The 19,392-nt window shown below is 50.8% G+C and carries 29 protein-coding genes; 8 read left to right on the forward strand and 21 right to left on the reverse strand.

From position 1 onward, the window contains the following. The 21 genes from LC073_RS21855 to LC073_RS19495 all read right to left on the reverse strand — a co-directional run. A partial coding sequence (locus tag LC073_RS21855; protein ID WP_226649093.1) for a phage tail assembly protein T occupies positions 1-102 on the reverse strand: 102 nt, incomplete at its 3' end. Beyond that, the gene (locus LC073_RS19400) at positions 102-527 is read right to left on the reverse strand and encodes a hypothetical protein (protein ID WP_226648981.1); all 426 of its coding nucleotides are present in this window, start codon (positions 525-527) and stop codon (positions 102-104) included. The genes LC073_RS21855 and LC073_RS19400, both read right to left, overlap by 1 nt. A gap of 2 nt (positions 528-529) precedes the next feature. Continuing rightward, a complete protein-coding gene (locus LC073_RS19405; RefSeq protein WP_226648982.1) occupies positions 530-943 on the reverse strand; it encodes a phage tail tube protein in 414 nt (137 codons plus the stop codon). Between the two features lie 26 nt (positions 944-969). Continuing rightward, positions 970-1,377, reverse strand: coding sequence for a hypothetical protein (locus tag LC073_RS19410; RefSeq protein WP_226648983.1), 408 nt, complete (start codon positions 1,375-1,377; stop codon positions 970-972). Positions 1,378-1,570: 193 nt separating this feature from the next. Continuing rightward, positions 1,571-2,881, reverse strand: a complete 1,311-nt coding sequence (locus LC073_RS19415) for a HEPN/Toprim-associated domain-containing protein (RefSeq protein ID WP_226648984.1) — start codon at positions 2,879-2,881, stop codon at positions 1,571-1,573. A 213-nt stretch (positions 2,882-3,094) separates the two neighbouring features. Beyond that, positions 3,095-3,391: a hypothetical protein gene (locus LC073_RS19420; protein WP_226648985.1), complete on the reverse strand. Its 297-nt coding sequence runs from the start codon at positions 3,389-3,391 to the stop codon at positions 3,095-3,097. Positions 3,392-3,398: 7 nt separating this feature from the next. Then, positions 3,399-3,770 carry a DUF2190 family protein gene (locus tag LC073_RS19425; protein WP_226648986.1) on the reverse strand — a complete coding sequence of 124 codons (372 nt, stop codon included), beginning with the start codon at positions 3,768-3,770 and terminating at the stop codon, positions 3,399-3,401. Positions 3,771-3,868: 98 nt separating this feature from the next. Beyond that, positions 3,869-5,917 (reverse strand): ClpP-like prohead protease/major capsid protein fusion protein, encoded by a 2,049-nt coding sequence (locus LC073_RS19430; RefSeq protein WP_226648987.1) that lies wholly within the window; start codon positions 5,915-5,917, stop codon positions 3,869-3,871. Between the two features lie 12 nt (positions 5,918-5,929). Further along, on the reverse strand, positions 5,930-7,423 hold the full coding sequence (locus tag LC073_RS19435) for a phage portal protein (RefSeq protein WP_226648988.1): 1,494 nt from the start codon (positions 7,421-7,423) through the stop codon (positions 5,930-5,932). Next, a complete protein-coding gene (locus tag LC073_RS19440) occupies positions 7,420-7,638 on the reverse strand; it encodes a primosomal replication protein PriB/PriC domain protein (protein WP_226648989.1) in 219 nt (72 codons plus the stop codon). The genes LC073_RS19435 and LC073_RS19440 overlap by 4 nt, the downstream gene beginning before the upstream one ends. Then, on the reverse strand, positions 7,639-9,663 hold the full coding sequence (locus tag LC073_RS19445) for a terminase gpA endonuclease subunit (protein ID WP_226648990.1): 2,025 nt from the start codon (positions 9,661-9,663) through the stop codon (positions 7,639-7,641). Continuing rightward, a complete protein-coding gene (locus LC073_RS19450; RefSeq protein ID WP_226648991.1) occupies positions 9,608-10,129 on the reverse strand; it encodes a hypothetical protein in 522 nt (173 codons plus the stop codon). Before LC073_RS19450 ends, LC073_RS19445 begins: the two co-directional genes overlap by 56 nt. Positions 10,130-10,215: 86 nt before the next feature. Beyond that, positions 10,216-10,935, reverse strand: coding sequence for a hypothetical protein (locus tag LC073_RS19455; protein WP_226648992.1), 720 nt, complete (start codon positions 10,933-10,935; stop codon positions 10,216-10,218). Next, positions 10,925-11,155, reverse strand: a complete 231-nt coding sequence (locus LC073_RS19460; protein ID WP_226648993.1) for a holin — start codon at positions 11,153-11,155, stop codon at positions 10,925-10,927. The genes LC073_RS19455 and LC073_RS19460 overlap by 11 nt, the downstream gene beginning before the upstream one ends. Further along, a complete protein-coding gene (locus tag LC073_RS19465; protein WP_226648994.1) occupies positions 11,152-11,511 on the reverse strand; it encodes a hypothetical protein in 360 nt (119 codons plus the stop codon). The genes LC073_RS19460 and LC073_RS19465 overlap by 4 nt, the downstream gene beginning before the upstream one ends. Then, positions 11,508-11,903, reverse strand: a complete 396-nt coding sequence (locus LC073_RS19470) for a DUF5675 family protein (RefSeq protein WP_226648995.1) — start codon at positions 11,901-11,903, stop codon at positions 11,508-11,510. The genes LC073_RS19465 and LC073_RS19470 overlap by 4 nt, the downstream gene beginning before the upstream one ends. Before the next feature lie 207 nt (positions 11,904-12,110). Continuing rightward, complete coding sequence (locus LC073_RS19475; protein ID WP_226648996.1) at positions 12,111-12,473, reverse strand: hypothetical protein; 363 nt, start codon at positions 12,471-12,473, stop codon at positions 12,111-12,113. Beyond that, positions 12,466-12,798, reverse strand: coding sequence for a hypothetical protein (locus LC073_RS19480; protein ID WP_226648997.1), 333 nt, complete (start codon positions 12,796-12,798; stop codon positions 12,466-12,468). The genes LC073_RS19475 and LC073_RS19480 overlap by 8 nt, the downstream gene beginning before the upstream one ends. Before the next feature lie 281 nt (positions 12,799-13,079). Beyond that, a complete protein-coding gene (locus tag LC073_RS21860; RefSeq protein WP_226648999.1) occupies positions 13,080-14,594 on the reverse strand; it encodes a DUF5906 domain-containing protein in 1,515 nt (504 codons plus the stop codon). Further along, positions 14,591-15,631 (reverse strand): PriCT-2 domain-containing protein, encoded by a 1,041-nt coding sequence (locus tag LC073_RS19490; RefSeq protein ID WP_226649001.1) that lies wholly within the window; start codon positions 15,629-15,631, stop codon positions 14,591-14,593. The genes LC073_RS21860 and LC073_RS19490 overlap by 4 nt, the downstream gene beginning before the upstream one ends. 421 nt (positions 15,632-16,052) lie before the next feature. Continuing rightward, entirely contained in the window at positions 16,053-16,283 is a 231-nt protein-coding gene (locus tag LC073_RS19495) for a hypothetical protein (protein ID WP_226649002.1), read from the reverse strand. A 101-nt stretch (positions 16,284-16,384) separates the two neighbouring features. On the opposite strand from LC073_RS19495, the gene LC073_RS19500 reads away from it, so the two are divergent. The 8 genes from LC073_RS19500 to LC073_RS19535 all read left to right on the forward strand — a co-directional run bounded on the left by LC073_RS19500 (position 16,385) and on the right by LC073_RS19535 (position 19,345). After that, entirely contained in the window at positions 16,385-17,044 is a 660-nt protein-coding gene (locus LC073_RS19500) for a LexA family protein (protein ID WP_226649004.1), read from the forward strand. A 234-nt stretch (positions 17,045-17,278) separates the two neighbouring features. Continuing rightward, entirely contained in the window at positions 17,279-17,620 is a 342-nt protein-coding gene (locus LC073_RS19505; RefSeq protein ID WP_226649006.1) for a response regulator transcription factor, read from the forward strand. After that, on the forward strand, positions 17,617-17,802 hold the full coding sequence (locus LC073_RS19510; protein WP_226649008.1) for a hypothetical protein: 186 nt from the start codon (positions 17,617-17,619) through the stop codon (positions 17,800-17,802). Before LC073_RS19505 ends, LC073_RS19510 begins: the two co-directional genes overlap by 4 nt. Beyond that, positions 17,799-18,101, forward strand: a complete 303-nt coding sequence (locus LC073_RS19515) for a hypothetical protein (protein ID WP_226649010.1) — start codon at positions 17,799-17,801, stop codon at positions 18,099-18,101. The genes LC073_RS19510 and LC073_RS19515 overlap by 4 nt, the downstream gene beginning before the upstream one ends. A gap of 168 nt (positions 18,102-18,269) precedes the next feature. Continuing rightward, positions 18,270-18,419, forward strand: coding sequence for a hypothetical protein (locus LC073_RS19520; RefSeq protein ID WP_226649011.1), 150 nt, complete (start codon positions 18,270-18,272; stop codon positions 18,417-18,419). Continuing rightward, positions 18,416-18,703 carry a phage antirepressor KilAC domain-containing protein gene (locus LC073_RS19525; protein WP_226649013.1) on the forward strand — a complete coding sequence of 96 codons (288 nt, stop codon included), beginning with the start codon at positions 18,416-18,418 and terminating at the stop codon, positions 18,701-18,703. Before LC073_RS19520 ends, LC073_RS19525 begins: the two co-directional genes overlap by 4 nt. Before the next feature lie 88 nt (positions 18,704-18,791). Further along, on the forward strand, positions 18,792-19,037 hold the full coding sequence (locus tag LC073_RS19530; protein WP_226649015.1) for a hypothetical protein: 246 nt from the start codon (positions 18,792-18,794) through the stop codon (positions 19,035-19,037). 83 nt (positions 19,038-19,120) lie between these two features. Next, positions 19,121-19,345 (forward strand): helix-turn-helix transcriptional regulator, encoded by a 225-nt coding sequence (locus LC073_RS19535; protein WP_226649016.1) that lies wholly within the window; start codon positions 19,121-19,123, stop codon positions 19,343-19,345. Positions 19,346-19,392 lie beyond the last annotated feature (47 nt).

Here is a 19,392-nt window from a genome sequence, read left to right on the forward strand (position 1 = left end):
CCAGTGGTCAAACTCGGTAGAACTCATAGAGCGCAACATATTGAAATAGTCGGGACGGTTAAAATCCCGTGCAATTTGCCGGGCAAATTGAAAACCCGGCACTAGCCTTTTTTTTCGGTGTCCTCGCTTTCGTTTTCGCTACTCTCTCCCTCAACGGGTGTTTCTACATAGAGACCGGATAACTTAGCCGCAGGGACATAGAGCACATCTATCAACTTGGGGGTCACGCTGCGGATCAGCCCATGGTGAATATCTTCCAGTGATTCCTGGCAATCCGGATTCATCCAGATGGCGTAAGCCACCAGCAGCAATTTTTTGCTCACCTCCCCTGCACGGAACGCCCAAAGCTGGCCAAAGTTTTCCAGCTCAGTTTCAGGCAACTCTTCACCCTGCGGCAGTGGAATATCTTCGGTAGTTTTCTGCAGGTATTCACAGCGGTGGTAGGCGCTCAACTCAAATAACTCCACTTCCTGCTGGCCAAATACAACGGTTTCAGATTCTAAAATGGGGGTAGGAACTAAATTCATCGTTAGCTGCCTGGGGTTACTGTGGGTTTACCAGAGATTTTGAACTTCACGGTGCGGGTAATCTTGTCATCCTTGGGCACGGCCTTACCCCAGCCGGTAATATGGCCGATAAATTCCACCTTGGTACCTTCAGGATATTCAATCTGGTAATACTTATTGGTATCTGAATCGTAATCTGCCCGCAGTGCCTGCTGGCCGCTATCTGTCTCTTTCCAGATCAAAGTAATGGAAACCTCGCCGGCATCGCGTAAGCCGGAGGGGTCATAGTCCATATAGCCACTGGTGCCATCAATGGGAGTCATTTCAACTGAACCCCGCGATTCCTCACCGGGGTCGATATCCAGCATGCCCGCCACTGGTGTATAGGAAGTGCCATCATCGCTGCGGGAAAATTTTGTTTTATAACCTTGTGCCATAGCTAAGACCTTATTGAGTTGTTGAGTTAAAGGGCTGAGGGTTCGGTGGAATACTGGGCCCTGTAGATCAATCGAACCTCGCCCAGTGGGTGATCTTGGTCGAGTGCAAATTGCGTCTGGTTAAGCAGAAATAAGTCACAGGTGTTTTCTAAAGTGGCATCCTGTAGTGCATGCTCGATCTCTTCAGCAGCCTGATCCAGTGCGGCATACACATCGCCGCTAGTCTTCACAACCGCAGCAATAGTTAGATCCAGCTGTCGACCTGTACCGCCATGCATTTCGTGCTCGATGTTTTCAGTAGCAAAGCCCACCACAATTGCCGGTAAATTTTTTGAATCAATTTCTTCTGTAGTGCCAGGGGGTGGAAATGCGTAGCCGGATAGAGTTTGCAGCTTGTTTAAAACGGCATCGCGGATAGTTATGCGTTGGGTCATTGGGAAGCATTCCAAGATTTTTGGGCATAAAAAAACCCGCTATTGCGGGTTTGGGTAATTACTATGATTTCTACTAGTGGCAACATTAACCTCCGCATCATAAGTATGCTTGGAGTGAATACGCTGCCGGAATCGAAAAGCTGTCACTGTGCCTAGAATTACTAGGCCGACAACCTGATTACTCAATACGTGATTATCTATGCTGCGACAAATATGGGTAATTTTGACAAGCGGCTATCGCTGTACACTCGGCTATCAGCAAGCCTAGGATGGCCTCAATCTTGCTGACATTATACCCACCTTGAGCCAAGGTTTCGGGAGTTTGCTTTAAGAATTCCTTGCTGTAGGAATCCTTATACTCTAGTGCCCCCTGATACAATTCGAGACTTTTTTTGTAACTACTCCAACGCACTTTGGCTGGAGGGTAACCTCCAACCTCAAGATCTAGATAGCACTCAATTGCCGCAGCTCGCCGATTAATATCTGAATTCCGCAATCCCTCGGGACCTTCAGCGGGAAACTGACGGAACGTTTCTATCTCGGGCAGCATAATCCCTCGCATGTTTACTGGCAGAGCGAGCCTAGACAAACGATTATAGGCATCTAGGCCTTCTGCATCATTATCGAAGACAAATAAAACTTGATTTTGAACGTCAATCTTCGCAAGCCCCTCAGCGAATTTGACAAGATTTCCTGTTCCAGAAAAAGGATGACTTTCGCTAACGTCAATAAATCGAAAAAAATCTATAACATCAGGTTCCAATAGCTCTAAAGCATGTTTCAGTATATGGACATCTGAACTACCTTCAGTTGCAATTAAAAAGGTCTCAGTTCGTTGTGCATTTGCGACGAATTCCCCTTCTGTTGACCATCCCGCTTCCACCAGCGGACCATATTGCCACTCTACGGAAACATCCAGGTTCGCCACTACCTCTGACAAGAGACGTAAAGTCGAATAGGGGTGAAGAATATTCACTAAGTCTAGAAAAAAGCCTCTCTCAGAATAGGCGCTGGCATCATAAGATTTGTAGCACGGTATTCGTTCGAGATTTATTTCATCAAATCGACCTACAATTTTTTTTGTGCTTGCTTCGTCAAAACCAGAGATGAAAGTATTATCAAGATCACTTAACGGATGAGCATGAATAAACGCACAAAACTCAGAAAAGCTCATCAAATCAAGCACTAACTCATCATTATCAAAAAATGATTGCTGCTCCTCTATCCAGTCTTTAACAACCTTCTCATATTCACGTTGAACACGATCCAGATTGAAACCCAGCAGTTCGAGTCGTGTGGCCAAGCTCTTGAGTGGACGGGTGAAGCCCATCTCCAAAGGTGTAGGGTCCTCACTTTCATCAATATCGCAATCGTAGTTGATTTGTTGGCTTTTTATCGCTTTACGATCTTTTTCCTGAAAAATCGATCCATGATCAACCCCACGATGGTTCTTACTATACGTGAGAGACACCCCAGCAACATCAAGCGTGATTTCCGTACCCACGAATTCTCCTCAAAATCTACCTAGCAGTTAATTCAAAAGAAGCTGCTTTATATCACTTTGTGAACCCTCGAAGTATCAATAAGTTACTGAGTTTTATCGATGTAAAACAATAAATTCTACTGGTCTTTGTTAGTAAAAGCACTACGACCAGTTTTTTTAAGTCAGCGGCAGCAATCCCTAGTTAGCTAAAAGCCGGCGAGCAAAGAATCTCGGCTACCCATCCACCAACACCCGCCAAACAACCCCATCATCCGACAGCCGCTTGCGCACCAGATACTCCAAACCTCCAAGGATAATCACCGCCTCAGAACTGTAAGCCCCTACCTCACTGACCAGCAGACTCAACTCGATACGTGGCACCCGCACGCGTTCATCCTCATCGAACTCGTCAATCTCTTGATCCTTAATCACACGGCAAGTAATTGGCTCAGCACCGCTACCGTCTATATAGGTAGCGGGCTTGCCCCACTTGCGAAACGCGCGCTCTGCGGTTCGCTGGTCCAGATCCATAAATCACCTAGACCTTCACGGTGCCCGGCACGCCGGTAAACTTCACCGCTAAGCTGGTAACGCCATCACCGGCAGCCTCTGCAGCGAAGGTAGTAGCACCGGTGATATCACCGGTTGCGGCTGTTGCAGCGCTATCGTCAAAGGCTGCTGCGGATACATCCCAAGTGAGCGACTCACCTTGGGCTATCACGGCACCTGATACTTTGGGCACGGTGAATACACCATCAATAGCGATCACACCGGACTCACCCACGGCGATATCATCCATCGCCACACCCAGCACTGCGCCTACTGCTAGCACCTGGCCAGAGGTAATCACCGCGCTGGTGTTGTTGGTGTAATCCAGCATGCGCCCGTCTTGCACAAAATTAGTAGCCATTCTCTTTCTCTCAATTGAGTAAATTACTGAAAGCAAAAAGGCCGCGATGTGCGGCCCTTTTCGGATTCTTTAAGGTTTGGTTCGGTTTGAGCTGGGTATTAGGTCTTAGGTGTTTTCACCATGCCTTTTGCGTCCCAGGCCTTGGCAGCGGCATCCAGGCGGACTTTGAACTCCACCCCATCGATATTCCAGCCGTTTTGTTGCTCCAGCACCGGGGCCTGCTGGCCGTCCAGGTAGAGCACTTCGATGGTGTCTTGCATATTGGGATCGGCAGCCAGATACCAGCCGTTGTGGTTGTGTAAGCGCGCATCAGAAATCACGCTGGCGATATTGCGCACGCTATTGGGTACGGTGTTGTTTTTGCTGGTTGCGCCCACTTCGAACTCGGATTCCAGCGCGACCCGTGCAGTACCTTCGTCGGCAATATCACAGATCAGGAATTTGGGGCGGATATTCAGGAAGGCATCGCCGTCCTTTTGCTTGCCCATTGTTACCCTTGCGGCGTCGATGCTGCTGGTATTGATCCCTGCTGCGGTGGCCAGGTTTCCATGGTCGGCATGGAACAGTGCCTTGCCATCAGCCATCTTGGGATTGTTGATCAGGATACTGAACACCAGATCCCCCACGGTGCGAATAGCAGCGAGCCCCATCTTTTGCGGGATTCGAGTGAAGGCCCCCAGATCGTCATTGATGATCGCTTGGCGAGTAATGGAGAAGAGTTCCCCGTAAGTGGCCAGCGCGGCAGTTTCGGCACGCTCTCCGATACTCACATATTTAAATTCTGCCCCGGGTGCCACTTGGCGCAGTGAGGGGAAGGTGCCAAGATCCGTGCGAGTAGCTATTTTGAAATCGCTTAAGTTTCCAGTGGCGGTAAACTGCGGAAACACCTCTGCCGCTTCAGAGTACCCCTTCAGCATCGATTTATTGGCGATATTGCCGAGGACCGTCGCGAAGTCCCCGGAGCTATGGGTAAACGCAGCGGCAACCACACCCATTTTATCCAGGCCCGCCAAATTCTGTCCGTGGGCGTGCATAAACATGCGGGCAATTTCCAGCATGGTATAGCCGGCCATACTATTGCCTTCAGTGCGTTCCTCACCAAAGGCACGCATGGCAATCGCGTTTTCAGCGTCTGCCTTGATGCGCTTAATGCCCTCACCTTCCTGCACCACCACGCTGTAGCTTTGCACCGGGGTTGGGGTCTGGTTGCCCAGGGCTTCAAGCAGTTTGTCTTTGGCTGCGGTTACTGTGCAATTCATATCATCCAGACAGGATTGCATTACAGTGTTGTGAGCCTCGAAGCCGTTAAAAGCGGCTTTGATACCGTCTTTGCGCTTTTGCTCATCCGCTGCAAATTGCGCTCTGGCATCGGCGGCAATCTGCGCTTTCATTTCTGGGGTAACCTCGGTCGCAGCGGTTGCAGCTGGCGTGGTGGAGGTAGTTGTAGTCATGGCTTTCGCCTCCTGGCTATGGGTTTGGTTTGGATTGCCTGCAACCGCAGACGGGAATCGAATATCCGTAGGCCCCTGCATAACCAATGCACTAATGGCTTGAGGGGTATTTTTGAACTGGTTGAAGAGATCGCCATTAAAGCTGGAAGCCATCTCGATTGCGGCAGTGGTATCGGTGGCGAAGCCAGCGGCTACCGCCTCGGCGCCGGTATACCAAGTCTCGTCATCCATCACTTGGCTGACTTCTTCATCGGACATTCCTGTGCGTGAGGCGTACAGGCCAATCATGGTGGTTTTCACTTTGGCCAGCAGGTTCTTGGTTTTTTCCAGAGCGCGTTCATCGCCTCGCACACCGGCACTGGGGTTGTGCACCATGTAATAGGCGTTCTCGGCGATATGGACGGTATCCCCGGCGAGAGCGATCACACTGCCCATACTGGCTGCGATGCCTTCAATCCAGGTTTCCACTTCCGCTTTATGGTCTTTGAGCAGGTTGTAAATGGCGGTGCCGTCGAACACATCACCACCGGGGCAGTTGATGTGCAGATTGATCTTGCTGATATTCCCAAGCATTTTGAGATCGCGGGCAAAGTCTTTTGCGGTTACACCCCAATAACCGATGGTGTCGTACAGATAAATATCGGCTTCACCTTTGTTTGCGGCGGAAGTGATGCTGTACCAGGATTTTTTAGGCATTGCGGTCTCCTTTTAAGACTCGGGGTCTTGCTCAGTATTTTCTGCGGGGACCGCAGTGCGTTTACTTGGGGTGGTGATACCGTTCTCTTCTAGCTTTCTCTGCCAGGCAGCGGTTTGCTTGATCACATCGTCTGGCTTTTTGCCACGGCGGCGGATGGTCTGCTGCGGGCTGACCAGGACATTTTCCAGCAGGGTTTCATCCGCACTGGCTTCATGGGCCGGATTAATCCAGGGCATCACCGGGGTAATAAAATCGACGTGCATCAGGGTTGCCGGGTCGACATCAGCCGGCACTTGGAAAGCATCAGCCAGTAAACCCATTTGCACCCAGCGTCGGGTGACCGGCTCTACAATCTCCTCGCAGAATTCCAGGCTGAGGGTTTCGTAATTGGCCCACTGCTCCACCAGTTCCTGGCGCTGCGAGCTATAAGTCCCGTTGTAGTTTTTGCTGATGCTGCTAAAGCTGGCCATGGTGCCGGCGGCAGCCATACGGTGCATGGTTTCTAAAAATGGGGTTAGCAAGCCGCTTGGGCGATTGCTCTGGATGGTGCCGACAGATTCCCCAGGGCGGAGATCGTCATAGATGGCACCGGCACGGATGTCGAGAATGCGCTTTCCTTCACTATCCCAAGCATCATCATGCTCATAAGTATCAGGGCTGCCCTTCTGGATAAAACCCACCATGGCCGAGGCAATCTTGGCGGCGACGCGCTCGTTTTCTTCATAGTCTTTAATATCGTTGAGGCGATTCATTACCGCGGCAAAGATGGAGACTCCCCGGCTCTGGTGTAGACGGCGTACAAACTTTAGGTGTTCGATATTTTCTGCTGTGTGGCGCCTGCGATTCATACGCCAGTTCAGTGAGGCTCCGGGGTGCTCGTCGTACAGCCAGAAGGCCTTGGCTTCCCCCCAGGCGGATTTCTCAATGCCCTGCACTATGCGCTTGTTAGAATCGTTGTAATCCACCGGCAAAAAATCCGGTTCCAGGCATTCGATGGTGTAAGGCACCGGGGTACGATGCTTTAAGCCAGGCACCGTGCCCTGCAAGTGCCGAAGTAAAGTCTCTCCATCGCGCAGCCAGGTATTGCACAGCAGCCGCTGGGATTTGCCCCAGCTGAATTGCCGGGTGCATTCCGGGCGCCGCGCCCATTCCTTGTGAGCTTCATTCATTTGGCTGGCGAGACCTTCGTGGATATCGCCAGCCCAGGTTTTGGGCTGGAATTCCACATCGATACCGCGCGGGCCGACAATGTTGTTGACCAGGGTGGTGAGAATACCAAAGGCAAAATCGTGGTTTTGCTCCAGGTGCCGGGCCTGGCCGCGCAGGGTTTCCACACCGGCTTCGGCGACCAGATCACCGCTGCGATTATCACCGGGGTTTTTTCTCAGCCGGCTTGGCTTTGCGGCTTCATAGGCCGCGGCAATTTCCAAGGCGCGGCGAGCTTGCACACGGCGCAAGGCAGCCTCGGGCGCAAAGAACCCGATTACAGAATCCAGTTTGTTCATGAGTAAAAGTTCGCGTAGGCGGGTCCGCGGCGTTTGCCGGCAGCCTTGAGTTTTTCTTGTAGTGCACGACGCTCCCACTCCTGCCGACCGGCACGGATTTCCTGCAGGTTCTCTGCAGTAAATTGGCGGCCGTTAATCACCGTGGTTTTACCGGCGAGCACGTCTATCTCGGCCTCGATATAGAGGTCAACCATGGCTTGTGCGGTTTTTGACATTTAACTATCCAGTAGGGAGCCAACCGGTTGTGCTGGCCGGTGTGGTTTTTTCGGGGCTGGCTGAGGTTGATCCGGTGATTGATCCGATTCGCTAAACAGTGTGCGCTGGCCCAGCTGGGATTCGATGGTGGACCATTTTTTCTCGTTGTATTTGTGCATGCCCTTGGCGTGGGCTGCGTGAAGAGCGTAGACCTCGGTATCGGTGCCCTCGTTGGGTCTGCCGGGACGCTGCTGCCAGGTTTCCCGACCCTTGTGTTTTTTACTGGGGGCTTTGACCTCGGCGGTGACCTGCTCCCAGTAGTCCTGCCGCACATGCTTACAGCTGTGCATATAAGCACTGGTGCCGAGTAAACGCTTGGCGATCAGGTCTTTCGCCTTATGGGTGCCCACCATATAAACACGAACCCCGTGGCGGTCGGCCTTGGTGCGGCGCTTGGGATTGTTGTAATCCACCTGCCTGGGTTGGGAGAAAATCTCCTTGGTGCCGAAGTCGTTACTGTCGCCCTTGATCGCCATCACCAGCACGCCGCGGTGTTTTTTATCGCGGGTTCGCACCCAGTGATACACCGCGTTGCTGGTGCCCCCATCGGAGGAGTCGATGCTTACCGCGGCTGCGCGGATCTCGCCAAAGCGCTCGTGCTTAAAAGGCTGGAATACCAACTTGTCCAGGGCATCCCAGCAGCTATCGCGCTTGTCCGCGGTATCGCCATCGATCTCACCCCAGAACATCTGCCAGGACTCTTCATTGCGGCCGAAAGCGCGGATGGTGATCGCCAGGCGGTCGTGTTGCACATCGATGCCGACGGTTACCAGCAGGCCGCCAGCGGGGCAGAATAATTCTGGGTAATCCTCGGCGGCTTTCTGCAACTCCTCATGGTCCAGCAGGCGGCTGGCAGCATACTGGTAGGGCCTGCCCAGTTTGTTGTTCTGGAATACGATACGCGCGGATTCATCGCCGCTTTTGGCTTCATGCTCCGCTTCGAGAAAATCCCGCACCACATCGGCGAGGCCGGTGCCGGGGATACACACATAGAGTTCCGATAGCTCCATAAAGGTTTCGATCGGTTCGATTTCATTCTCTGCGAAATCTTCACCGCATTGGGTTTTGACCCAGCCGGCAAAGTCATCGCCATTCTCCCGAGCGGTTTTACAGGTCTGCAGAATATTGGCCTGGCGGCGGTAGTCATCCCACTCGCTGCCACACTCCGGGCAGCCATAGATAGCCGTATCAGGCTGGTGCAGGCCAAATACCGGGTGCGGTATGCCCTCTTCTTTCTTCAGCCAGCGGACGTTTTCCCAATCCAATACATGGGAGTCGCCGCAGTCGTGACAGGTCACCGGCAGTACGCGCATGGTGCCGAGCTTGGTGTAGTGCTCTACCTGGGAAAGATCCGCTACCGCCGGCGTGCCACCAATAATTAATTTCTTATTGCGCATGCGCTTGAGGCGTTCGCGCAGGTGGCGAATGGAATCGCCCTGATCACCGACGTCTTTGTTGGTATCGTCCGGCTCCTCCACATAGCCCCGGCGGGCTGTGGTGGATTTCACATTGGAGATAGAGTTGGAGCCAATGGTGCGCACCTCACCACCGGGGAATTTCTTGCGCGTCGAACGGCTGCCGCCCTTGCGGCTGGTGGTGACATCGATCACCCGATTCACTGCTGGCGAGCCTTCGATAATCGGCACCAGCTTTTCATCCATAAACAGCCGGCCTTTTTCATCCTTGGGGAACAGCATCAGGATGCGGGCCGGGTCGGTGACGGCGACCTTGCAGATATCGGTGGCCAGCAGAACCGTCCAGCCGATCTGCGCGGCTTTTTGCATCACCACCATCCACGACACCGGATTATCCAGTGCGTGCATGACGCCCCAGAAATAGGGTACATAATCATTGCGGTAATAACCGGCGTTATCGCTATCCTCCGAGGGCAGTTTGATATTGTCTGGCAACCACTCAATCAGCGGAATTTTAGGCTGTGGTATCCAGGCCTGGCGCACCTCCTCCACCAGCCTCTTCAGATTCAATCTCGTAACTGCCAATAGCTTTGAGGGCAGCGTCAATGTTTGGCTGTAAGGGTTCGCGGTCGACGGTAATTGCATGCTGGCTCTCGATAGCAATAACGATGCTTTCCACCGCTCCTAAAAATTCATTCTTGCCAATGGTGGACCACTCCACCATCGCTTTGCGTACGGACTCAATATCGACAATCAGCTGATCATCTTTATACAGCTCACGCATTTTTAGCTGTGCGTTCACTTCGGATTCAATTGCCTGGGCCATATCTCGGCGACTACGAGCATCGCTAACCTGACGGCCTGCAGCTTCTGTACGCAGCCGCTCGCAGTATTCCTGTAGCCAAACTCTGAAACTGGCACCTTCCGTAAAAAGCTGAGCTTTGTAGTGCTTGGCAATCGCTGGCTGCGAAGCGCCAACCAGGCGAGCAAAGCCCGATTGAGTGGCCTGATCATCAAGAGAGATATCACCAGCCAAGGTATAACCCCCTAGAAAATTTTAGATATCTGTTAAAAAAGCGGGGTCCGAATCACCCGTGTGTTGGCCCTCTCAGGAGGACCCGTTCAACGTCTTTTTGCGGTCGCAATCGCATGGTCCATGGTCTTATCAAGCTCTAAGGGCAAATGCCTACGGGCTATGCCTTCAGCTATTCGAATAAAAGGGAATCGCTTGCGGTAGTCTGGCTTCCCCTTGAGAAATATCAGAATGGGCTTAACCGTTGGCCGGCGCTTACCGCCTGCCCTCTTCCAAACGCCTAAGACACCATTAACTTTGCCAACGAAATATTTCCCCTTTTTACCCTGCGCACTACCTGCCCCCCTTGTAGAGCCAGGGTTACCCCGTAATTCAGCCAGGATTTTTTTATAAGTTCCGACCGAGATATTCCCGTGCTTGTTTAATCTCGCCGCCTCGCCATGCACCACATACATACCAGCAGGCAGGACACCCATGTGCCGAAGGGCACGCTCAAAGCGCTTGTCGTTCCGGTTCACATCCATGACCGACGGGGCCAGATATTTACTCGGTGCAGTTCCGTTGGAAACCTGATCACGGATAAAGACTTTGGCAATGCCAGAACGCTTCGTGGCTTTCTTTACCAATACAGAGTTCAGCGTTAATTTTGCTGGGTTTGTAAATACACGCCCCATAGCTGAGCGCTCTTCTCCCCGTATACGAAAGGCCACATTATTTAGGGCAACCGAGCTGGCATAAGGTAATTGCTTTTTTAATTCAGCAGATGTTCGATCAAACTTTGAAGTATCCAGCTTTACACTAACGTCCATCGTCACCGCCTTGCTGCTGTTCCTGCAGTTTCAAGCGCTTATGGTTGTAATACCAATTCACAATGAACCCACTCAACGCAATCAAGAAACCACCCACCGCCAATAACTCTTGTGCGGCATATCCACCGACTACCGCTGTACCCGCAGCAACCGTAGTGGTTGCACTGGCGACCTTCTGAACCATGGCTTCCCTCGCTGCCTCTTGAGCTACTGTGTTCACCGCTTGACCTCACTCACCCACGACTTCACGAAATAGAAACCGATGATGATGCTGTAAGGCTGCACAACCACATCCACCAGCAAGCCCTTTAGGTCTGCTACAAAAGGCGCTTTAAAAGCCATGGCCGCCGCAATAAATAAAACCAACAGCGCCCAAACCAAGGTCACCAGAAAGGCAATTAATCTTCGTGCCCGGTTCTGCGGCTGCGTGGCTTCCAGGTATTTGAGATACCAACGGGATTTTTCCTCATTGGTAAACCACACCGCATCCACGGTATTTACAGTGGCATCCAGCACCTTGCCCGCAGACTCTGGGCCGGCAAATAAACCCTTCACTCCAGACCAAATACCCATCATGGATACTCCGGCACATAGTGCGTAATTGTCAGATCAAACTCAGGCGGCAGCAGCTCTCGCAGCTGCTGCATTGCCCTGCGAGATTGCGTCACCCACCAACCACCGGGAGCCAGGTTAGAACCAATACCAATACAGCCCTGCACATCCGCAGAATAATTTGCCGTATGGATCAAAATTTTTGAACGACCAGGGACTTCCTGCAGCTCCCACACATTGGAGAACCTTGGTGAGTTATAGGGATTACAGGAATAAACCCCTTCAGGAATACAGCTCTCGAACGGACGATTCCCCAACCACGGGCGCTCTACCGTATAAAACACACAGTCACACACTCTCAGCCGCCCCAATGTGGCATCAGGCCCATAGGCGAATCGTTGCAGATTGCAATTCATGGAGTTCCGCTCGCAGAGCTAAAGAATTCAAAAAAAAACGGCGCCCAAAAGAGCGCCGCCAAGTACAGGATGAATTGAGATGAAAATAAAACCTCAGAAACGAAAAAACCCGGCTGGGGGAGCCGGGTTTCTTCTTACCCACCTATGGCAGGTTGCCTACATTTAATATTTTATTATCACGGATGTAAACCCCCAACTTGGAAATTATTACGCCACTCTTGGGCCACGAGCACCAAACAGCTCAACATCAAGCAAAACGTGAGCGGCATCCAGGTGACGATAGTAGGTCGATACTGAAACTCCAGCGGCCCTCGCCTTACCTCTTGCTGAGAGACCCTCACGTAAATACTGCACCTTCACTACCTGCCTTAACACTTCTGGCAATTTACGCACAGCCTCTTCCACTTCCATAGGCTCCTCATCGATCAGGATTGAAGAGCCCTTACCTGCAGACTCGCTGGCAATACCATTTTCCATAATCGCCGCAAGTGGTGATTTATATTGTCTGGCCATATTTCCAATCACCTGAACCGCCCAATCAAGCAAACGCTCTTCAACTCGATTAATCAACGGCCTTCTCCTCAATCTTTTCCAAGGCTCTTTCTAGCTCAACTACAAGATCTTGAATAGCAGAGACAAACTGGGGAGTTGATCTACCGGTATCCTCTCTCATTCCTGCTTGGGCGCGGATCGAGCCACGATCCAACATCAACTCTCTTGACGAATACTCTCCCAACTTCAGGGAAACCAAAAAGTAAGCATCCTTGTCTTCAACCACAATCTCAGGAAAGCCATTTAGATTTCGCCAGTTATTCACTCGGTAGTCTTCAAGTAAAACATCCGCAATCGTTGTTGCCACCTGGATTCTCGTCAAGTTCATACCTACATTGCGCACTGCTGTCTCCTTTCTGGTTATGACACTTCAAAAATAAGTGTCATAAATTGAGTCATAAAAAAAATCTTTATTTATCAGTAAGTTAATTATTTTTATGACACTTATGACGCTTATGACACTAGAAAATGAAGTGCATACACATGCGTGTGCGCGCGCACGTGTAAGGGGTATTTAAGAAAAAGTGTCATAAGCGTCACAGGCCCCGTATTTACTAGGTTTCATAGTGTCATACGAAGTGTCATAGATGTGTCATAAGTGTCATAAAATCGATCACTTGTTGATCACTCCTCCGTACCAAGAGCAACTGCTGATTTAAATTGACGACACGAATCACCCAAACGCTCTGCAAAGTGTGTATCGTATTTGAAGTCCATATCTTCCTCAGTCACATAAATACGCTTGGTTATGTGTGCACTTAATTGTTCAGGGTATTTAATATTGAGACGCACTTGCGGCATCACCCGTTTTAACTCAGCTCCAAAGTATCTCTCGGTCCGTTTGAACTCGCCTGATCGCTCACACCATCGCTGGAATGCTTTAAATAAATCTCCTGCAACTGCTGACTTATACGGAATATCTAACTCACCTTGCTTCCAGAGCTTATGGAAATAGGCTGGAGAGGGCAAGCTAGCATTAATTAACTCTTCCTTTTCATCATTATCTGGCGGCTTGGTATGGGGAGTAAAGTCTCCCATATCGAGATTCAAAAGGTGATGATAGAAACACTCTACACCACCATTTTTTATTTCAGCAAATAAATCGATAAAATATTGCTTTTTCGGTACTTTATCGATGTACAGCACAAGATAGCGCCGATCACCCATATCTAACTCAAGTGGTACCGTGGAATTTGAAAGAAACACAAAATTCATGTGGTTCGACTCTTCCCGTTCAGGCAGCATCTTCTCATTAATCATATGGGTATCACCTGTCACGGTTTGCTTCAGCATCCCCTTATGGTGATTTCGTTCGGAGCGGCTTACCACCTCTTCGGCTAAAACAAAGAGTCTACGAGATTTCCACCCAGTGAACTGGCTCTCCAACTGAGCCTGCCCAATTGTCACAGAGTATTCGCCATAGATTTGTTTAACCACTTTCTCCCAAATGATCGACTTACCTGGCCCCTCACTGCCATACATGATCACTGAGCTATCCATTTTGGCACCAGGATTTTGTAAAGGATACGCAATCCAACGCATCAACCACTCAAACTCAGCATCACGTTCACCACAAAGCCTAAAAATATGGTGCAGAATACGCGAACATCCCACTCTACCTCGAGGATCAGGGTCCATTTTAAAACCGGTATAAAGGTTTACATATTTTGGCCCCATGTCCGTGCCAGGTGAGAAAACAATATCCTTTACCCATCGTCGCTCGGTAGACTCTTCCCACAGCTTAAAACGTTCTCTCCCTACCCCATGACGCAAGTTCGAGAGCTCAATCTGCTCTCGATTAATATTGTCCCAGGCGTGCCGGGTTCCCCACACATACCAAAAGTGATCAATCAACGCCTGGTAAGAGAAACGACCGAATTCATCAAATAACCCACTGGAATCGCTCCCAGCCTCAGAGGGCGCGGGAGATTCAGAATACTCAGGAGGAATCTCATCAATAGGCGGGGCATCATTAATAATTTCTGCCTTCTCTAAAGCCTCAGAAGGCACCCCATCAGATGGGCGCGGGAAGATAACCACATTCTCCATAAAAGCATCCCACTGCCGCCGCACCTCCCCCAGACCATACCGGCAATGAATATCATTAAAATCAAATCCCTCTGGCTTTTTTTTACTCACGCAGCTTTCTCCTCCATCTCATCTTTTAATGAGGGAATCCACACAGAGGAACCACCAACAGCCCTCGCTGCAGCCTTGGCCTTTTCTACACCGTCATTCATCTCCAAATGCAGATCATTATCAGCAGCGAAAACCATGTGTTGATCGGGAAATCGCTCACGAATCTGCGCGGCAACTGGCAATAAATTACCGCTATCGAAACAGATCAATACAGGACATCCTGTAGCCTCACGCGCACTGGCACCAGTGGAAAAGCCCTCAGCCAACACCAATGGCTTGCGCTGGTCTATCTCACCGAGGAGAACAAATAGACCAGATTTACGTCCATTGCGTAGAAATAATTTTCTTCCATTAGGGGTGATAACTTGCAAGTTCCAAATAACTCCATCGATATCAGTCATCGGGATCGCAAAGTAACCGTTTTTAAAGTAGTGGCAGTTTCCACGTCCATCTTTAGGTAGCTTGAAGAACTCTGAGATTTTTCCCTGATCTCTTACCCGCTCCAAATGATCCTCTCGCTCAATCAGCAACACCGCGGAACGGAAAAACCTAACCCCATGCGCACCAATTTTTTTTGCACCCAGGTATTTACTTCGTCCTGTAGGTTTTAGTTCCGACCAGATCGCCTGCGCCTGTTGCTTTACGGCCTCATGCCAAGCCGCTGTCTCAGCTTCCTCCCTGCGGACATCCTCAGCCCGCTGCTTATCCCTCACCGCCTTTTCCTTAGCCCAGGCCGCTTTTTCCTCTGGTGTTAATTCCCGGCTCTCAAACTTGTAACCGCCCTCTTTCGCCTTGGCGAACAGTGAGCCTATACCGATACCACCGGCAGACCGTTTAAAACTTTTCCAGGTACTTTTCGCCGAGCGAGGGCAATAGTTATCGGCCTGCTGGCTCCACTCATCCCAGATATCAAAGGCCGAATCACCAAACTCCGCCTTAATCGCCATACCCATCTCTACCCAGGTATCGCGCACGGCATAATCGAGAACAAACGTGAGCGCACGGCGCACATCATCCATAGTGCACTGTTCGTACATAGAGAATTCCCCCTAAAACAGAAGCGCCCGAAGCGCAGTGAAAAGAGCCGGCCTTCCACCGGCTTGGGACCCTCCCAGGCCCTTGGCGCTGTTTCTCCTCGATGCAAATAGGGTTTCCCGAGGTCGTGACGTGCCCTTCTTAAAGTCCCTGCACTGCTGCCCTATCCCGAACGGCAGGAGACTGAATAATTCTGAGTGCCGGTCTTTCCCGGCTGTCAGCGGTCTTTCCCGCCGTCTTCAAAGCGGGCTGGATTGGCGTCCCTCACCGGCCCTTCCTGTGGTTATTTGAGATAACCCTGGTCATATCCCCATATATCGCAATGCATTAATCCCAACCCTCATACACCGCAGAATGGAAGGACAACAAAATGGGGATTTGAAATGATCGTTATTCTGGTTTTGCCGACTAACCCGCACGGGCTTAACTTGCCTGCTGAACTTCTGCAGGCTCTTCGTAGCGTTCTGGATATAGAGCCTCAAGCTCAGATATCTCCCCACCCGAGGCCAAACACAACCGCTCTGCCAAACCTCGGCCAACAGACCCGCGAGCAACAGCAATCTGCTTAAAGTTGGCGAAAGTGGTGCCAGCATCCTTGGCAACTTGCTCCACTTTCTCTTTTGAATACGCGTAATAGAACTGTCGTGGTGTCATAGCTAATCCCCTCCTTGGCGAAACAATAGGGAATTACTATTCCTCAGTCAATAGGGTTTCCCTAATAACCGCTAGTGTTTTCCTAATGGCATAATTGAGCGATGGAAATCAAAGACATACGCAAAGACAATCTCAACCTGTTGGCCGGCAAGCACGGCAGGACCGCCATTTCCGAGAAGTTGGGCTATCCAGACAACAACTACATTAATCAACTCTGTGGCGGGCATACCAACATTGGTTCTCGCACTGCCAGAAAAATTGAATCTGCGCTTGGGTTGAAGGCTGGATGGATGGACTGGCCTCAGTCTCCTGAGTCCGACAAATCCACCACCGGCAATGTGACAAAGGGACCAGACATTAAGGGGCGCATCCCGCTAATTAGCTGGGTGCAGGCGGGGCAATTTTGTGAGGCGATAGATCTCCTTCAGCCTGGTGATGCAGAAGAGTGGCTACCCTGCCCAACGCCTCACTCTGACCATGCTTACGCATTGCGCGTGAGGGGTGACAGCATGGCAAGCCCGTACCCAGGGCAAAGAAGCTACCCGGAAGGCATTATTATCTTTGTCGATCCAGAAAAACCTGTAGTCAATGGCAGCCGCGTGATCGCTCGCCTAAACGGTGAAGCCACATTTAAGACTTTTGCGGAAGACATGGGGCGCTTGTTTCTACGCCCCATCAATCCAAGCTATCCCACCATGGATATTACGGATTTAGATGTGGCCTTTTGTGGCGTGATCATCGGGTCCTTCTACCCAGAGTAACTTCTTCCAGCCAGCCTTCCGTTCCCCACTCTCCTCACCAGATAGCGGTAGTGGTTGCAAACAAACATGCGACCACTACCTCAATCAATACGACGCACTTCTCACTATCAAGCTTCTTACACTGGCAAGAAAACAACACACAGACACTTAAATATACAAAAATAGTATTTCCCTATTGACTGAAAAATAGGATTTTACTATTGTCGCCCTATCGACCAAGGACAGGGCACTCAAATGGACACCGCCAAGCACCTCAGACCACTGGCCCCACGCCAAGCCGAAGCGCTAACGCACCGCGCCCGTGGACTCTCCAATCGGGAGACCGCCCAAGCCATGCAGTGCTCTGTGACCAACGTCACCAACCTGCTGGCGGAGTGCTTTTACAAGCTGCACGCCCGCAACAGCACAGACGCGGTGGCGAAGGCGGTTAAACACGGATTGATTCAATTCGTCCTGCTCGCCTGCGTACTCAGCGGCATCAGTGCGGACGCCCAAGACCAAATGCGCACCCGCTTCCAGCGCCGCCCCACAGTTCGAACCATTCGCATCCGCAACAACCCGGAGGGACTCGTATGACCGCCACCGTGTTTGTACATCCAACGGCAATGAGCAAAAACGATGTTGATCGCCTCAAGCACCGCATCGATATCGCCAACGCCCATCACAAGGCGCACATCCGCTTAGTACAGCCAAAACCCACTCTTACACGGCCAACACATCACAACGACTGGCCGCCATTTGGAGGTGATGCCGCATGAATACTTTCAGCCCAACCCAGAGTGTGGAAACCCTGCTCACCGTAGCCAACCGCCACACCGGCGCCAGTGAAATTGCCGCAAAGGTTTTGCTTTCCGCCTGGAATAGCAGTGATTTTGCGGTCCCCGTTGCAGACCTCGCCCTACTCGATGGTGATAACTACCAGCACGCACTCAACGTGATCAACCTCCGCTACCACGGCAGAGAACCGCAAAGCGTGATTGCAAACGGCGAGAAAAGATTCCACGCCCTCTGGCGCGACTGGAATCACCTGGAAATACAGAGGAAGAAAGCCGCGTGAACCAAGCCCAGCCGCTCCCGCAAATGCCCTGCCCCCACTGCGGAAAACCCGCAGAACCCGCATTTAACGGGCAATTGCAACTACGCGGCTGGAGCTGCCAACCCTGTCGATACTGGGAACCCGCCATCGGCAGAGAAAGGAAGTTCAAAAAAACAACGGGGTTAAGCCATGAGTGAATTTAGCCGGATTTTAGAACTTTACGAAGAGCTAGCACGCACAGTACAGCTGCAACAAATCCAAATAAATCAACTGCGCATACTCGCAGCTCAACAAGCTCAAACCTCACAAATAAAACCGAAAAAACAGGAGGCAGCGTGAAAAAGGAAAAAACCTTCACCATCACCCAGGCCGCCAGAACCGTGAAACTGGGTAGAAATACCCTGCTGAAATTAATGCGGGAAAACGGCTTGCTGCATGACTGTGAACCCATGCGCAATACGCCAACAAAACAGGCCGTTTCACAACAACTGCTAATTGCCATAGCCGATGAATATTACCGCGGCCCGGTAAAAGTGCAGTACATCACCACCAAAGTAACGGCCAAAGGCATGGTCTGGATTCGCGACCTTGTTGAAGACAAGCCCATACCCAAAGCCAGCTAAAAAATTTAACCGCGCCCAGGCGCACTAGTCAGCTGTAACCGTCCTAGGGCTGCCGGTATGGAGCCCATTTTAAAAATGGGAGAAACCAATGAAACGATACGCCCTATTTAGCGGCGCCTACAACCTAATGATGGGTGGTGTAAAGGATTTAAGGCAGTCATACCACACAGAAAAAAAAGCCTTTGAAGTGGCAACACAAATTGCTAAAAGCGATATTTTCACCAGCTGGGTACAGATATTCGACAAGAAAACAGACACCGCAAAGATTTACAGCGTGGTGGATGGAAAGCTAAAAGAACGAAAAGGAAAATCTATCACAGAAGGAGCTTCCTAGATCATCCAACCACAGCATTTCTGAATGTCAAAATTCAGCCTAAGCAAGACTAGTGCAGTCTAAGTTTACAAAGGAGAAAAATGATGAACCACAACCAAGAATTAATAAATAGGGGTATGAAAACACCTCGTCGTATACTGCGCTTGCGAGAAGTCGAGCGTTACACCGGCTATAAGCGCAGTAGTATTTACCGGATGATCCAAGAGGGACTATTCCCTAAGCAGCGCCGCATAGGTCCGGGCGCTGTCGGCTGGGATAGCCGAGAGATAGAGGCCTGGATAGATAAGAGGTTGGATGGTGCTGCATAAAACCATTTGCTTGATTAGTTCAGATTTGCCATTACAATTCCCGCTTA

Source organism: Microbulbifer variabilis (assembly GCF_020524905.1).
GTDB lineage: Bacteria > Pseudomonadota > Gammaproteobacteria > Pseudomonadales > Cellvibrionaceae > Microbulbifer > Microbulbifer variabilis_A.